We start from the raw sequence: 18,574 nt of genomic DNA on the forward strand, positions 1-18,574 counted from the left end.
TATTAAAACTATCGGACGGGTTTAGAGCGGTTTATGGTTGCTATTTTACGGTACAATTAAAGTCAAATTGTCTTACTTTTAATATCGTATTAAAAGGTAGAAATATTAGTTTATGAAATATTTATCATTTCTAGTAGTGTTCGGATTCATGATACTTTCTTGTAAAGAAAAGATTCCGAACAAGCAGGGCAATACAGTTGATGTTAAATCGATGGAGATCCTGGATACTGTTCCCGAAAAAGAAGAAATACAGGAAAAAAGCTTTAGGTCGTTAGACGGTTTAGCAGATTCTACCTTTGTTAGGTTAGCAGACTTTAGTGATGGTTTTGCCTATGATATGCGTTATGCTACGGACAACAATTTTTTAAAGGCTCAGGTTTATGACTGTGCGGAATGTTATACGCGGGTCAAAACCGTAAAGGCATTATTAGCGGTAAATGAAGAATTTAGAAGTAAAGGGGTTAAGATTAAATTCTTTGATTGCTATCGCCCTAACGATGTGCAGTATAAAATGTGGAAAATTGTTCCAAATCCTCAGTACGTGGCAAATCCTGTTAAAGGATCAATACATAACAAAGGTGGTGCCGTGGATATTACTTTGGTCACTTTATCGGGTGAGGAGCTGGATATGGGAACTGACTTTGATTTTTTTGGTAAAAGGGCATATCATGATAATATGGACTTACCGCAGGAGGTATTAGACAATAGAAAGCTGCTCAAGGAGACCATGGAGAAACACGGTTTCTGGTCTACGAGAACAGAATGGTGGCATTATAATTTACAAGGAGCGTCAAAGGACCCCATAGCAAACTTTAAATGGGATTGTGATGGCTTATAGTTCAGTACGAGGATTATTGGGTCTGTTAATCATTATTAATATAGTTAGTTGTACTACCCAAGAAAGAATAATTGATTTGTGGCCAGAAGGGAAAATACCAAATCAAATAGAAAGCAACATAGAAGAAGTTCATGAATTTACTGACATATTAAGGATTAGCAAGGTTCATAAACCTACTATTGAAGTCTTTTTACCGGATAAGTCGATTGCCACTGGCCAAGCGTTATTAATTTTTCCTGGCGGAGGGTACAAAATACTGGCCTATGATAAAGAAGGAACCGATGTTGCTAAATTTTTGAATGAAAGAGGTATAGCGGGCATAGTGGTCAAATATCGGTTGCCCTCTGATGCTATGCAGATAGATAAGCACAAAGTTCCCTTGATAGATGCACAAAGAGCTATAAGAATTGTAAGAAGCAGGGCAGGTGAGTGGAATATAGACCCAGAACAAATCGGGATAATCGGTTTTTCCGCCGGAGGCCATTTAGCATCCACTTTGGGCACTAAATATCGTCATACCATGTACTCGCCCGTCGATGAAATTGATAAAATCAGTGCAAGGCCAGATTTTATGGCCTTGCTGTATCCTGTTATTACAATGCGCGAAAAAACTCATAAAGGGTCGAGAGATAATTTATTGGGAAAAAATGCAGCACAAGATTTGATCTTGCAATATTCGATTGAAAATCAAATTACCGAAAACACTCCTCCAACTTATGTAATACACGCGATGGATGACACGGTGGTGCCGGTAGAGAATAGCGAGTATTTTCATACGATGCATAATTTAAAGTCTAAGGCTGGTTGCAGGTTATACTTATTTGAAAAAGGAGGTCATGGTTTTGGTTTGGCGCAAGGAGATACTGTCCTAAAAAAATGGCCTTTTAATCTAATAGAATGGATGAATAGTTTGGAAACCGAATAACTTGTTTATTTTTGCATTCGAAATTTAGGGGATGTAGCCCTTCGACTACGCTCAGGATAAACTGCACTACGGTTAATTTTGAGTTATTTTGAGAAACTATAGGTTTATTGTTTTATTTACACTAATAAGATTATTTCGGGATGTAGCGCAGTCCGGTAGCGCACTCGGCTGGGGGTCGAGTGGTCGCAGGTTCAAATCCTGTCATCCCGACAAGTTAAAGTAATAGATCCGCGTAGAAAGTTCACTTTCTAAAGCGGATTTTTGCTTTAACTTTTAATTAAAGCAACGCTTTAATTTGCAACAAATGCGACGTAATAGGATTATCAAAATCCTTTATTGTTATTAAATTCCTTGTTCACTTTCTTAAGAAAACTGAGGCTTTTATTTTTAAATAAAGCAAAGCTTTATTTGCAACGAGGGTTTATTGGGATTATGTAAATTCTTTATTCAAATTTTCTAAAGTGGATTTTTGCTTTAATTTGCAACAATTGCAATGTAAAAGGATTATCAAAATCCTATAACCACATTTCTTTGTTATTTCTCGATAATTCTAAAGCAGGGCTCTAATTTGCATCTAATGCGATATAATAGGATTATTTAAATCCTGTCATTCTTACTAAGTGAGAAAGAGAATCACACAAGCAATTCACTTTTAATCTTACAAGAGGTATGGAGACAGGTTGAATAGAATTCTCCGTGCGATACGGTATCAACTTTTCTTTACACGAACTGTTATCCTTCTATTGGTAATAACGGTTTTAGGTTTTATGGTCAATGTGACTTCATTGGATACGGTCTGGCCGCAGATGAAGGTGTTGTTTAGAAGTACAGCACGGTAAATAAATCCGTTCTTATTCAAATCTGGAGTAAGAAGTGTAAGGGTGTTGGTTTGTGTTCCGGTGTATTCCGCTCCATCACTAATGGTATTAAAATTACTACCACCATCAGTACTTACTTCCCATTGGTACTGGTCTGTATCGGAATCGGATAAAGTAAAGGTGCCATCATTGCCTATATATACTCTTTGGTCGGTAGGTTCTGTATTTATTATTGGGACGGCACCAGCTTCTTGAAAATCATATACTGTATTAATATCGGAATCATTAGGTGTTGTATAGGATGCAGCAGTAACGGTTCCGTCTCCATTGGTAACGGGCGGCGTTCCAGTGCCGTATGCTCCACCATCACCCCCGTCGGCATTAACATCATTATAGGCCTCAATAGCATCGCTGCAACCATCATTATCACTATCTAAATCTAGACTATCCGGAAGCCCATCGTTATCTGTATCGATTGCAGCTGTCCAAATAATAGCTTTCACTAATAGGTTTTCTCCTGCCGAATTGAAGCCGCCATTACCGTTGGCAAATGGAACAATGGCTCTTTTTCCAGGTGCGGTTCCTACTTCCATTGCATCGTTTTCTTTCCAAACTACAATAGATGCTTCATTGTTGTTAGGATCCCTTGCTAAAACGGTTCCAGTGGTCAGTCCGTTACCATGGTAATGAGCATCTCCAATATCATAATTTCCAAGAGACAGCCCATCGGTTATCGGATGGGTATTGTCAAGTATGTTCACTGCGGTTGAACTACTGTTGCCACCGACCGCTGCACCTAAAATATCATCATGTAAGGCAGGTTCACTGGTAATTATACCTTTTGTAGTGGTGGTTAAGTTAGAAACATTTGCCAGAGCTGTTCCGCTTAGTGCATCTTCGTAGATAAAGGTAGCTCCATAGTTATCGGCGTTGCCACCTACGGCATCGTCAACTACGGTAACGCTAAATCCTAGGACAATTAATTTGTCAATTGTATTTTGCTCTTCAAGGCTAGCTGTTCCGTCGGTAACCCATAGTACGGTATCTCCATTGGGACATTCGACGCTATCCAGAATCCCATCATTATCGTCATCTAAATCTGTAATATCTACTATACCGTCATTATCAAAATCGTTTAAAATAGTAATAGCAACGGACGGGGAATCGCTAGTGATATTATTGTCCGTCTGGTCTTGATTATTGATGGCAGTATTCAACAAATATTGTGAGGGCAGGGTTTGATTGTTGAAATCTGCTACTGCGACGATATCGATGGATTCTAAAGAACCGCTCGTTAAGGTGCCAACGGACCAGTTTGGTGAAGACCAGCTTCCTACGCTAGGTGTGGCCGAAACTAATGATAAGCCAGTGGGCAGCACATCAGAAATCACTAGATTGGTGGCCGGGTCTATTCCAAAGTTTTGGGCCTCAATAGTGAATGTGATGGTTTCTCCCTCTTGGATTATGGCTTTATCGGCTGTTTTAATAAGTTCTATGTCGGGGTTACAATAATAAACGGAAATAGAGTTTGAATCATAGGTACAAGGCCCTCGAGTAACCCTCAAGAAATAGTCTCCAGCAACGCTTGCCGCGAATGAGGAGGTGGTAGCTCCTGGTATTAAGACACCATCACCGAACCATTGATAAGCATCAAAGGTTTCTCCGCTGGCGATTTCCAAAACGGCACCGGGTAAACAACTAGCGCCCGTAATTTCTAAATCAATACTAGGAACGGTATCAAATCCGGAATAATAGCCAGCAACACCTCTTGCCCCATTGAAACCAAAAAAACCTACCGCAACCGGTCCGGTAGATTGTACACTGACATTGCCGGTTAAACTGGGTACGTAAAATGTTTTCCAATCAGATGTGCCCGTAACAGTTGAGGAGGGCGGTAAGGTAACTGCGCCATTTCCATCAGTAACATTGATATTGTTATCCGGCGTTGTTGTAGCGGCTATAATAGTAACCCCGCCCGATATGGTAATGCCGGCAGCATCAGTAATGTTTGGTATATTATCCATGGTGTCCGGTAAAAGACAACTTACCGGAGCCACAAAATTTAGTCCTTGTGTATATGCAGCAGTTGAACCACCCATACACTGATAAGCATATACATCCTTTGATGTTTCAACGTACATATTAGAACCTACACTGTTCGCTGAATAATTACTACTTGGAATCTCAAAGAAATCACCTTCGTTAATAGTGGCAATAGCGGTAGGAGACCCGTTCACAAAAATTTGGGTGTTATTTTCTGTTGCTATGATTAATGGAAACTCCGTCCAACCGTTAGCATTTCCGTTTCCTCTGATAAAAACGTATTCTTTTCCCAGTCTATTTTCCGGGACAGGTTGGTCAATACCGGCATCTCGATTACCACTGCCGGCTTGACGGCCGTAATTAAGAGAACCGTTACTAATTACAATATCTTTATCGGAGTCTATGGAAGCTCCTATCCAACCTCTTTCATGGGCAAGGGTTGGTGAAGTCCCAATATAGGTTTCAAAGACGAATGATTCATTTTCATCTAAGACTATGGTATAGTTGTTATCGGTAATTCCCGCCCTATTAGTGCCAACCCTAAATTCGCAATTAGAGTCATATCCTGAAAGTGTTACGGTCGTATTATCTTCCGTAGCCATGATACCTAAGGTGTTCGATTTGGAATTTTCAGAACCTAAGTTAGGCACCCCTCCCCATTTAAATGCTCTACCTAGCGCTATTCTACCTTTAGAGGTTAACGATGCTCCTTGAGAATTAGAATTACCTCTATAGTTCACATAAAAGTTCTCACCGCCCGGAGCTTCAAAACGTAGTCCACTGTTCGTAAGTATTATTCCTGTATTGCTATCGTCAACTAGGGTAATGTTATTGTTTCCAGTGGCCAAGGTATAAACAGCCGGAGCGGCGTTAGAAATTGAAAAAGTGGCTATTGGAGTTGTATTCGTACCTCTATAGGCATTTACCGTAAATGCCGTAGTTTGTGGTGTAGATAGATAAATTGCTTGATCTCTAATTGCGGCATTATTCGCCCCTTGCCTTAGCGGTGGCAGATAATGTAAATCGCTTAACTGCGCAAAACTTTTACTTCCTAAAAACAGAAAGATAAAAAGGGCGAGATTTTTTAAGTAAAACTTAAATTTTGACATAATTGGAAACTACTTGACAAAAAAAACAGATTTCATCTGTGACTACAATATATTGTTGTAAAAACTACTTTAAATGTTGTGCACTACGCTTTTTATAATACCATCCGCATTTAGATAAATTGAAGCAGAAACCCCAATAGATTTATAATTTCTATTGGGGTGCTCTTTCGTGTTAATTAAAGCTTATCTGTACAAAGTAAAGTGCCCTACGAATTCACGGGTATCTTCAGCTCCGTTAAGCTTAATAACATACCAATAATCACCTGTTGGTAGTGTATTCTCTTGATAGAATCCATCCCATCCTTCCGGACTGTCCTCAAGGCGATAGACCAAACGGCCGTATCTATCAAAAACATTGATCCAGATTTGAGGAAACTGTGCTATGTTCCTAGGTAGCCAAAGGTCGTTTTGGCCATCACCATCCGGGGTAAAGAAATTGGGTATTTCAATATCAATGAATTCCATGAAAATCGATGTAGTGCTTTCACAACCATTTTCATCTACCACACGAACCGTATAGGTATCCGTCCTTTTAATAAAGAAAGTGTTCTTATCGCCGTTGTCAGTTCCGTCAAAATAGAACGTGTATCCTTCTTTACCGCCTGTTGCGACGGCAGTAATCTCATTTAGGTTTTGTTGTACAGCCGTTAGCGCTAGAGGTTCAAATTGTTCTATTTGAAACTCAACCGTGTTTATGCATCCGTTGGCATGTGCTATGGTAATAAAGTGAACACCAGGAGTGATATTTTCAAAGCTCGGTTCAAGAACTAGTGCATTGGCATCATCAGTATCCAGGGCGTATAATACATCCGAGGCAATGGAATCATCCTCAAGTGTAACTACGACCCTATTGGTGGGTGTGTCACCAGAACATTCGTAGATTACTTCGGCGCTGGCGGCCAGATTTGCACCATTTTCTACCGTTATGGTTTGATTTACGATACAACCCATAGCATCCTTTACAAATACCAGATAGGTATCTCCTGCTAAGGAATCAAAAGTAAGTCTACCTTCCACAAAATCGTCATCGTTATTGGAGTTGATACTGGTACTGTATGGTGCTGTTCCTCCGCTTATCGTTACCGTTATAGAACCATCCTCATCACCGGCACATATTTCCGGGGTGGCACTTAGGTCCATTTCTAGAATCTCCGGTTCCGTCATGGTAAATTCAATAATTTCAAAACAGCCGTTCGTATCTTGTGCTATTACTGTATAGTCTCCAGGGGATAGATCAAAGAAACTACCCTCATCGTCAAATTGATTTAGGTTCGGAGAAATAGCATATTGATAAACTCCACTACCACCTTGTACGTCCAATTCAATACTACCGTCGTTGGCATCGTTACATGTAACATTGGTAATCGCAGGTGTTACTGCTAAGGGAGCGGGCTCATCGATAATAACCACTTCTGAGGTAGTTTGGCAATCCTCACTTTCCACGCTAACGTAATAAGTTCCTTGGGGAAGATCAGCAAAGGTGCCAGAACTCTGGTAAGGTCTAATTGGTGAAGATAATCCTTGATTCGCGAACAGGCCATAACTATAGTCTCCAAGACCACCATCTGCTGTGGCAAATATTAGTGCAGTACTATCACCGTTACAGTTTATAACAGCTGCTGAGGTATCTAGGCTTATGTTTAAATCTTCAACAGCGTTAACGGTAATTTCATTCGAAATTATTGAGATACAGTTGAAGCTATCTTGAATATAATATTCATATGGTCCGGCATTAACATTCTGAAATAGATGTGTGTTTGGACCATTTATTTCATTCATAACATTAAATGAAATACCGTCAGAACTCCATCTATACGGGGCGGTACCACCTGATGCTCTTAACTCTAATTCTGCACCTGATAAACAAGTTAAAGTCTGGGTCGTAACTAGCATACCTGTGGACTGCGTAGGCGCTAAAATTTCAATTATTTCGGAATCATAGGTGCATCCCATAGCATCTGAAACTGTAATACTATAGAAGCCAGAACCTAGGTTATTAAAGGTTGACCCACTTTGTGAAGCGCTACTGCTGAGCGTGGTAGAGCCAACAGCATCATCCAAACTATGTAATACATAGGTATAAGTAGAACTTACGTTTCTAGGATCTAAACTAAAAGATAAGGCAGCATCCGTATCTCCTTGACATACTAATGGTGTGGAAGAAACATTACCTGAAATTGCATCTGGTACTAAAAGTTCAAACGCATTATTAAAAGTGCTAGGACACCCTAAAGCATCTGTAATATTGATGTTATACTGACCAGCACCCAAGTTGTTGAACAGGTGCGAATTTACTCCTGAAATAGTTGTAGACGTACCAGAAGCATTATGCGTCAGCGTAATGTCATAAGGTGCCTGCCCGCCCAATGGATTTATTGCAGCGCTTCCTTGATCATTGGTACAACCAACATCTATAGTATTTATTGGCCCAAGAGTTATCGGAGCGCTTGGCGTTGCTATAGTGAATGACCTTACTTGACCACAATTTGGTAAAGCATCTTGGATTACCTCTACCAAGTAGTTACCGGCCGCAATATCTATGGACGTAGTAGGTCCTAGATTTGAAGATGTACCCGCCATTACCGCGGTACCATCGTCTGAACGGTCAGCAGGTGTGCCATTGGTGTTATAGATGCTCCAAGAGAAACCTGCGGTATACGTTGCATCTACTATGGTAAGTCTTATCCTTCCATCGTCACCAAAACAAATGGCATCCGAAAGTTTTTCCACTATTAAATCGAAAGTGTTTGGTTCATCAACAATATGATTCGCAATTATTTCGCAATCTGTATTTACATTTCTGACAACGAAGGAATAATTACCGGGTTGTAAATCTGTAAAAATATTCGAAGCTTGGGCAATACCGCTGGGTAACATTCTAAACTCATAATTACCGGGGTTAGTCGTGTAATCGGATAGGCTGCCCGTTACATCAATAGTAATGTCTTCGCCTAAATTAGTACAGCTAATAGCTTCATCAATATGAACCGTAGCAACATTTAATTGGTCGTATGCAGGTATCGTCACCGTTACTTCTCCCGTACATCCCATATCATCATAAACTCTTATGATGACATCTCCACCGGCAAAATCTGTATAAATATAATTCGCTGTAGTTCCATTTTGAAGTATGTTTCCGCTAACATCATCCTCAAATTCAAAGCGAACATAATTTCCTGAACCACCTACTATACTGCCAGAATCTAAAGTAATTGTGGCATTATTGGTGGTATTGTCACTAGAACAACCAAATGGTGTTACCGTGGGAATATCAAACGAAATGGCAATTGGTTCACTTACTGGAATATTGCTAAATGTTGTGATACACCCATTAGGACCGGTTGCTGTTATTTCATAAGTTCCTTGTGGAAGGTTCTCGAACGAATTGGTACTTGTATTGAATGGAGAAACGTTAGGACTCAGAGCATAACTTAATGGATTATTTCCGTTATTTATTTCTGAGATTGAAATGCTACCGTCCGAACCTCCAAAACAAGTTACATCCGAAGGAGTATAAGTGAAATTTGGATTGATCACATCTGGTACGTCCACAGTAAAAGTTCTTGCGGGACATGATGGTCTATTGTTGTCATACACCAATACCGTATACGTTCCCGGTGTAGACGTTGTCCATTCTTCCGGTGAGGTCAGGGTTGTTCTCGTTTCGTTTTCCGGCCCGGTAATCTCATAGTCATAAGATCCTGAACCACTATTAGCCTCGATAGTGATTACGGCATCAGGACCAAAGGGATTTGGTACGGTGACTATGCTGCAATCCAACGCTTTTGTCTGTACCGCGGAGGCTTGTAAGGTGGGGTATATTTCAGCCGTATCTACAGCCGTACAACCGTTAGCATCTAATATAGAAATGCTGTAGGAGCCTACCGCGACATTATTGAACGTACCACCATTATCAACATATGTTGTTCCCCCGTCAATGGAATATAAATATGGTGCACTACCACCGCTTGCGTTCACGGTAATTCCAAAGGGTGTTGCACAATTGGAAGTGGTAACACTGGCAATCGCAGGGCTTTGCGAAATATCCATGGATACTGTATGAGACGGTAATGTGGTTACCGGACAACTGAACTGGTCTGCAATAGTTACAAGAACATTGAAGGGTGTGGCCGTTACATCGACTAAGTTAGCAATAGGAACTTCAACCATCATGTCAGTTGTTACAATATCCGCAATGAAATTAACGCTACTTAAGGTATAGGTATATGTTCCGCCACCACCTTGTGGGTTCTGGATTTCAACCAATCCCGGGTTGGCACAGGTAATATGAGACAGTACGTTAGGCGTAAAGGTAATGGGGTCTAGTTGTTCTAAACGTAGGTTTTCACTACCGATAGCACAATTATTAGGTGCTGCGCCACTTATTTCAATAAAATAATCTCCCTCCACCAAACTTGCTGGAGTAGGCACAACAAAGGAATCTCCAGAGGTGAAGGTTGCTACGGTACCAGAAGTTACTAGGGTAGGGGCCACTGCGGAAGTATTCGCAACGCGATATAGATCCCAGTCAAATGTACCTCCCAGTTCTCCTATGTTGTTTTCGGTTACCGTATAGGTTAACTGCCCATTACTAAGGCCGTCACATGTCGGTACGGCAACACCATCAATTTGTATTGGTGGTGGGGCCAAATCATTTACGTTAACACTACTCTGTCTAATACATGGACTAGAATCACGTACATAAAACACATAGGTTCTTCCAGGTACAAGTCCGGTAAATACATGGTTTCCAGCTGTAGCCGCTGTCCATACGGTAGTAACATCATTTGGATCAAACCCGACCGGATTGTCCGTATACGTATATTCGTAAGGTGCTAGGCCCTCCGTACCTTGAACGGTGACCTGTAGGTCATTACAATCTACAACTATAGCGGATATATCTATCCCCAAATCGTCCAAAGGATAAGGGATGGTATACCTTGGTAAATCGGTCTGGCAATTGGTGCCTACAACTCGAATAGATGGTTCTACTTCGGTTCCGGAAGCATAGGCGGCTCCGACGAACGTATCGCTAGATTGCCAGTTTGAACCACCGTCGGCACTAAATTCTAATGTGCCTAAGGTCAGCGGATAATTGTCTAGCTCAAAACCATAGAGGTTGGGGTCAGGGTCACAGTTGGCAGGTAAAATAGCTATGATATCCGCTGTAAGCTCATCGGGATTGGTAATCGTTACTGGTGTTTCTGTTCTGTCACAACCGTTTGCATCGGTAACGATAATCGTATAGTTGCCCGTGCCAAGGTTAAAATAGTTCTGGGTAGTGGCCACCACGTTCGTATTGGTCTGGTCGGATGCCCCACCGTTGTCCAAATCGATAATTTCAATGGTATACGGACTATTGCCAGCAGTGATGTTCACTGCAATGGAACCCGATCCATCATGACATTCTGGAGCAGTCGGGGTTGCCGTGTACGCTAAGGTAACAGCTGGTTCAACCGTTTCTGTAACCATATACTGGCAATGTGGGTCTATTCCGTTATTGTCCCACACATAAACATCGTAATCCCCATCGTTACCCGTAGTAACGGCAAACGTATTGGAAGCTCCGAAGTCCGCGAGGACGGGAACGTTTCCTGTAGGCATGAACGCGTATACAAAATCGCCGTCTCCTCCCGTTGCGTTCACGGTAATACGACCGTCCGCGCAAGAGCTGATATCCACAACATCTACGGTGGCATTAAGATTGGCCTGTATGGTAGTAGATGCTACGGTAGATATACAACCAAACGCATCCGTAACTTCAATATCATAACTACCGTTGGATAATCCTGTAAATGTATAGGTAACATCCGTTGCAATGGCAGGTGTTCTCCATGGCCCTCCATCTATTCGAAATTGATATCCTCCATTTCCTGCATTTACAGTGGCGGTAATGCTAGCATTATTAGAGTCATCGTAACAGGCCGTAGCGGCAAGATCAAAATCTATAATCTCGGGTTCCGTAATGGTCACGGGTACGGTTGAAACCACTTCACATCCTTTTTGATCACGCACTCTTACCACGTAATCTCCAGCAGGAACATTTGGAAACGTACTATTGGACTGAAATGCTGCAATTATACTCGCAGATGTATCTTCTAACTGATAGGAATATCCAGGCGAACCGCCTGTTGCTGAAGCTTCCAAAGTCCCTCCTGTATTGAAACAGGTGAAATCTGCAGTTTGGCTTAAGGAAGGTACTATTGCGGTTGGTTCGGTCAGTGTGGCAAAAAAATTCACTGAGCAGGAAGTATCATTTAATCTACGCACCTCTACGTTGTAGGTACCATCGGCTAAGTTCGCTGTTGTGGTGACCGGTGAAACCAATGAGGAGGACCAAGTTGTTCCGTCCGTACTATATTCGAAACCGGTTGCAGCATCAAAATTGGACACTTCAAATCGTATGGCACCATCAGCAGCACCACTACAACTTGGGTCTGTAGTACCCAGAATACTTGCAGAAAATTCTCTATTGTCCTCGACGACTACGGCAAAGGTTGTTGTTTTCTCGCAAATCTCCGGTAATTGTGTAGCTTGGATGTCGTCTAGAATCAGCTCATTTCCATCATCACTTGCTTGGAAACTTCTTAGGACAATAGCAACGTTTGTATTTGTGCCGGGATTAAAGATGATTGTTCTGTTATGCCAGTCATCCGCATCGTTGTTCTTAGGTATTTCTGGAAATACAGTACTGTTTATTACAGTGCCGGAACCATCTACTAATTCAATCTGAATTTCCGGGTTATTCCCTGCAGAACCCGTTGATCGTAAATTATAGGCCCAGAGAGAGATTTCTATATCCCTATTGGGAAGCACTTCAATATTATTTCTTTCCCATATGATACTCGTAGTGCCCACCAAATTATTACTTGGGTTTATAGCGAAGAAACGTCCGTTCGCCAGTGCAGAATGATCATTAGGATTTCTATAGGCAGGAATTGGATTTGTAACATTATTCGTCACAGCATATTCTCCATCTACCAATATACCGGCAGGACCTAGATTACATGTAGTTTCGCTTCCGTTCTGAGGTTCATAACAGTAACCGGGACCGACTTCACCGATTTGGGTGGTAGGTCCGGCTCCAAAATTCTCAAAGAAAAGTGTTGTTTGGCCGGGCGTGATACTACTGGAGTATTCCACAGTAATATTTTGGGTTCCCGAGGTAACGTTAGTGAACACATTATTAGCTATCGGAGCATTTGCCGTTCCGTTCATAGCGTAGGTGTACGTAAAATCACTGGTGTTTGATGGGGTCACGGTTATGGTCCCAGCACCATCACATGCATATTCTACGGTATTGCTAAAACTTGGGTCTGCTGCTGCGCTAGGCACGGTTAACTCCATATCGTATTCACAACCCAAAGCATCTCTTACGGTGAATTGATGGTTGCCAGGTAAGAGATTTGTGGTATTCACTCCACTGAACGTACCACCGTTAATACTATATTCATAAGGTGCTTGACCCCCGTTAGTATTGATGATTTTCACCAATGCACCTGCTGGGTTACATGAAGCGTCTTCTATAATAGTTGCCGATGCGGTTAGTCTAAAAGGTTGTACAATTTCATAATCGAAATTTTCTATACATCCGGTTGCCGTAGTCCCGCTGGAATCCATAACCGTGATAGTATAAATACCTGCTGCTAAATTGAAGAAGGTATCCGTATTCTGATACGTGGTGCCGCCATCTAAACTGTACTGATAAGGTGCATTTCCTCCAGTTGCGGTGACCGTCAACGATGCCGTAGCACTATCGGCACAAACAATTCCAGAATCAGATGCTGAGATGGTAATGGTGCCCAAATCTTCTACGCGTACACTATTTGAAAGCGCATCACAACCGTTGCCATCTTTGACAATGAACACATAATCGCCTTCTCCATTAGGGTTTCCGGTATCGCCAAAAAGGAAACTTGCCGTTGTCCGAAATTCTGAATCTGGAACGGAGCTTACATCAGTATAACTGGTTACACCGTCTATACTCCAAATGGCCATTTGGTAGTTAGGGCTCGGTAATCCACCTTCAGGCGTTAAGTTCACAATTCCTGGATTACAGGTAATGTTTTCTGAAGTTACGGCATTTAAAGTAAGTTCCGGTATGGCTGCCACAGTAATATCCCGTGATTCTGAACAACCATCTTGTGTACTGGTCACTACCTTGTAGTTCCCAGGGTTTACGTTCAAAAAAGTATATGTATTATCATTGACGGCAAGTTGGCTCGTTACAAAAGAACCTGCCCCGCCATTACTTCCGTCGTCTATAAAGAGCTCGTAGCTATAGTTTGGCAGTGCGTTCAGTGCAGCAATAGATATCGTGCCTAACTCATTACAATCTGCAGGTGTAGTCGTGACATCCACATCGAACAATTGTTCTACGATACCAATATCTTCAGTTTCAAAAACACAACTATTGGTAATGGGCGTATTGTCAGCAGGGTTCAATTGTGTTATCTGTACCTTGTATGAGCCATTATTGGTAATATCAAAGTTAGGACCATTGTTATCGGAAAAAGGAACTACGATATTGTTCGTTATAGCATCTAATAACTGAAAACCGTAACCTGCTCCTATATTGGTAATTCTAATATTACCGGGTGTGTCACATAAAATATCCGAAGTATTATAGGTTATGGCTAAGTCGTTCTTAAAAACATTAAAATAGAAACGACTTACGCAACCGTTCAAATAAGTGATGGAAAGTCGGTATTTGCCAGCCGTATCAACGGTATAATCACTTCCCGTACCCACTTGGTTCCAAGTACAACTTAGATTTCTGTTCAAGCAGTCGTCCGGTTGAGCTGTACAACTCGCTTCATCTAACTTTTCCCAGAATAACTGTCCGTCAGAAATATTCATTTGTAAAAGAGCGGTATCCGTAGCACCACATAAGAATATTTCGGGAAATTGAGTGGTTCCATCGGTACAATCGGTAAGAATTTCGCCCTGTATGTTGTTATCGGGATTTACATCACCGTTCACGGAGTTAAAATAGTCTACTATAGGATTGGTTTGTGTGGTTCCAAAACGCTCAACTGTGATGCGTTCGGTTAGATCAGGACAGGATCCATTAGATGTTTTTTCTACAATATAATTTCCGACTGCGGTAACCAACAATGTGCTACTATCGTTATCGGGGTCTCCATCGTTCATAACGGTGTCACCGCTGTCTATTTGGCCATCATTGTTATTATCCAAAGCCCAGGTATAAGTGGTAAAGCCTGCACCTGCTGATAGAATAACATTGTCTCCGCAGAGTTGTACCGTCCTAGATTGACTACAATTGGCCAAGTCATTGAAGATACTATTGCTCGCAACTTCTGGAGTAACGGCACAAGGTGTTGCCGTAGTACCTCCCGTTTCATCCGAGAAGACCGTAGGGTTCAAAATACCCTGATAAGTAGAATATGCCCTGTTTTCCAATAGTGAAGAACAAGCGTCTATAAAACTTGAACAATTTAAATCAATGGTAACGGTAATCCGTATACTGTATTCAGGATCACCTACTTCAACCAAATTATCCGGTACTTCGAAACTGATGATCCCGTTAGAGACATCGTGATCGATTACAGTATTCGGTGCGTTGGTAATGTCGATATTATCTACTGTGATATTATTCGGTAAAACATTTCTGATAACGTAGTTGGTTGCATTATCATCTCCCGTATTCTGAAAACGTAATACATATTCTATGGTTTGGCCTAGACTTACATCATTCCCATTAATATCGGTACCTCCTAAATCTTCCGTGGTATTACCGAGCGCAATGACCGGAGCGAAAACTTGAGCATACGAGGCTGCGTTCACAGAACCGTTAGATGGGTTTACTACGGGTACTCCTGTACCGTATTCACCACCATCTCCACCATCAGCATTTTCATCCTTGTAAAATTCGTTGGCATCGGTACAACCATCACCGTCGCGATCAAGATCTAAATGATCAGGAATTCCGTCACTGTCCGTATCACAATTGGCGGTCAGGAAATTTCCGCGCATGTTTGTTGGTCCAACTACTTCTTGACCAATGACTATTGCATTATTTCCTGATGTATTCCAATTTACAGTACTGGCCGGTGTCTCTAAAAACAGGGGTTTAAGAGGTCCGTTGCTGGATGTTGAACCGTAAAGGCTCAATATGCCCGTCTCATCAATGACTAGTCTTATAATAGGGGTTGAAGCGCTTCCTGTAATGGTCCAGATGTTAGGGTTTCCGTTTTGTCCATACCCAAACCCGTCTTCAAAACGTACACGGTTCCCAGTACCAGGAATATAGAATTGTATCTCACCGGCTATATCAATGCCGTTTATATTTAAGTTAAACGAGTTATCTAAACGGTAGATATCGTAAACGAGATAATTTTGAGTACTGGTTATAGTTGCGCTAAAAGGATTTCCGCTTGAAATATTTACATCTAAGGAGTTGCATTCGTCAGTATCGTAAACCCCGTCATTATCATCATCAATATCGGAGATATCCCTAACACCGTCATTATCAAAATCATTATGGACCACTATCCTTGCAGCAGGCGTGTCCGTTGTTATATTCGCATCTACTTGGTCTTGACTATTAGTAGCTGTATTTGTTAAACTCAACAGAGGAAGCGTATCAATTTCATCGGCTTGTACCTCAAGTTCTAAGAACGCTGTTTCTCCACCGTTCAAAGTACCAATATTCCAATTGTTTCCGATCCAATTACCAGTTATAGTGAAGTTAGAGATTAAGGATAATCCTGCAGGAATATTATCCGTTATTTGAAGGTTTGTAACCGGACCAACCCCTAGGTTTCTCACTTTTATGGTGAAAGTCGCAGTTTCGCCTTCGGTTATTTCCGATTTGTCCACGGTTTTCTCTACAACAACATCTGGGTCACAATACAAAGCATTGATAGATTGCGAATCATAAGTACAGGGTCCCTTGGTTCCTCTAACGAAAAATTCTCCTGCTCCTGAAGGGGCGTAGCTTGGAGAATTGGCTCCCGGTATCAGCACACCGTCTTCAAACCATTGATAGGCATCAAAATTTCCGGTGGCCTCGAAGATTTCCGATCCCACAAAACAACCTGATCCTCCTCTTATTTCCAAAGTAACCTCTGGCACGGTATCGAAACCTGAAAAATAACCGGCAACACCTCTAGCCCCATTGTAACCAAAAAAGCCCACGGCCATTGGACCTGTTGATTGCACACTTACATTGCCGTTAAGATTGGGAATGTAAAAAGTTTTCCAATCCGTTGAACCCGCTACTGCATTTGATGCAGGCAGCGTAACCGGTCCGTTTCCATCGGTAACGGAAATATTTGCATCCGGCGTATTTACCGCTGCTATAATTGTGAGTCCTCCACTCACGGTTGTCCCGGCCATATTTCTAATGTCCGGAATATTGTCCATGACATCTGGTAGTAAACAATTTACGGGAGCTACAAAGTTCAGCCCCTGCGTGTAAGGGGTGGATGCACCGGCCATACATTGATAGGCGTAGACATCTTTTGAAGTTTGAACTAGCATATTTGCACCTACGGTATTTGAGGAATACAGATTACTCGGTATTTCAAAAAATTCTCCGTTGTCTATTGTTGCTATAGGCGTTGCGGAACCATTCACAAAAATCTGTGTATTATCCGAGATGGCAATTAGAAGCGGAAACTCCGTCCAGCCATTAGCATTACCATTTCCTCGAACAAAAACATATTCCTTGCCCAAACGATTCTCTGGTACCGGTTGGTCAATTCCTGCATCCCTATTGGTCGCACCAACTTGGCGACCAAAATTCATGGACCCGTTACTAATTACAATGTTTTTGTCAGCAACTATGGATGCCCCTATCCAACCATCTTCGTGGGCTTGTGTTGGGGTATTGCCAATATATGTTTCATATACAAAAGATTCATTGGCATTAAGTGTAATTTGGTGAGAGTTCGCCGTAATACCGGCTCTGTTATTACCCACCCTAAATTCACAACCTGGGTCGTACCCAAAAAGGTCAATGGTAGTATTGTCCTCAGTGGCCATAATACCTAAAGTATTGGATTTGGAAGGATGCGACCCTCTATTTGGAACACCACCCCATTTAAAACGCGTTCCCATGGCCACCCTACCTTTTGAGGTCAATGAAGCGGATTGAGCACTACTACTTCCACGATAGTTTACATAAAAACGATTACCGCTAGGCGCTTCAAAACGTAATCCGCTATTGTTCAACACAACGCCAGTATTGGCATTATTTACAAGGATAATATTGTTATCCCCATTGGACATATTAAAAACAGCGGGGTTTACATTAGAAATATTGAAAGTCGCCACTGGAGTATTATTAGTACCTCTGTAAGCATTTACGGTGAACGTCACTGGTTCTGGGGTGGATAGATATACTGCCTGTTCCCTGATACCGGCATTATTCTGACCCTGTTTCATCGGAGGGAGATAATGAAGGTCACTTAATTGCGCTTTAATAGAAAAACTAAACCCGATGGCAAGAATAAAAAATAGTAACTTTTGGTTCATTAAGGTGGTATTTTAAAAAGCGGGATGTTTAGCCCAAATCCAAAAAAAGAATAACTACCATTGGTTTACAATTATTTGTTGTCAAATGCCATTAAGGTGTTGGTAATACACAAAATGTTGTGATTTGGTCTATAACTCTTAATGAATTGCAGGGCTAGAATAGGTTTTTGTTCCACCCTGAAACAGTAAAAAAAGAGAATAATTCATTCATTATTTTAGCACCTTTCGGACCTGAATTTTTCATGAATGAATATTATGGAAAAGCCTATATTTTCATCCATTCCAGAAGTATGATGGATACTAAATTCACGGGCTGATTTTATTTAAGATAACCTATGTG

Annotated in this window: 4 protein-coding genes and 1 tRNA gene; 3 read left to right on the forward strand and 2 right to left on the reverse strand. The window is 41.5% G+C overall.

Annotation, left to right across the window (positions count from 1 at the left end; translation table 11 throughout):
- Positions 1-112 precede the first annotated feature (112 nt).
- From EJ994_RS02600 to EJ994_RS02610, 3 genes are all read left to right on the forward strand, one after another.
- A complete protein-coding gene (locus tag EJ994_RS02600) occupies positions 113-838 on the forward strand; it encodes a M15 family metallopeptidase (RefSeq protein ID WP_126591072.1) in 726 nt (241 codons plus the stop codon).
- Positions 828-1,763, forward strand: a complete 936-nt coding sequence (locus EJ994_RS02605) for an alpha/beta hydrolase (RefSeq protein ID WP_126591073.1) — start codon at positions 828-830, stop codon at positions 1,761-1,763. The genes EJ994_RS02600 and EJ994_RS02605 overlap by 11 nt, the downstream gene beginning before the upstream one ends.
- Positions 1,764-1,899: 136 nt before the next feature.
- Positions 1,900-1,973: transfer RNA gene (locus EJ994_RS02610), tRNA-Pro, on the forward strand.
- Positions 1,974-2,472: 499 nt separating this feature from the next.
- On the opposite strand, the gene EJ994_RS02615 is transcribed toward EJ994_RS02610, so the two are convergent.
- Entirely contained in the window at positions 2,473-5,733 is a 3,261-nt protein-coding gene (locus EJ994_RS02615; RefSeq protein WP_126591074.1) for a DUF11 domain-containing protein, read from the reverse strand.
- Between the two features lie 183 nt (positions 5,734-5,916).
- Positions 5,917-18,234 (reverse strand): T9SS type B sorting domain-containing protein, encoded by a 12,318-nt coding sequence (locus tag EJ994_RS02620; RefSeq protein ID WP_241240832.1) that lies wholly within the window; start codon positions 18,232-18,234, stop codon positions 5,917-5,919.
- Between the last annotated feature and the right edge of the window lie 340 nt (positions 18,235-18,574).

The organism is Maribacter sp. MJ134, from assembly GCF_003970695.1.
In the GTDB taxonomy this organism is placed as follows: Bacteria; Bacteroidota; Bacteroidia; order Flavobacteriales; family Flavobacteriaceae; genus Maribacter.

Bases quoted from the DNA above. Each gene is read 5' to 3' on its own strand.
- EJ994_RS02600 (WP_126591072.1), top strand. From the start codon at position 113: ATGAAATATTTATCATTTCTAGTAGTGTTCGGATTCATGATACTTTCT.
- EJ994_RS02620 (WP_241240832.1), bottom strand. From the start codon at position 18,234: ATGAACCAAAAGTTACTATTTTTTATTCTTGCCATCGGGTTTAGTTTT.
- EJ994_RS02615 (WP_126591074.1), bottom strand. From the start codon at position 5,733: ATGTCAAAATTTAAGTTTTACTTAAAAAATCTCGCCCTTTTTATCTTT.
- EJ994_RS02605 (WP_126591073.1), top strand. From the start codon at position 828: ATGGCTTATAGTTCAGTACGAGGATTATTGGGTCTGTTAATCATTATT.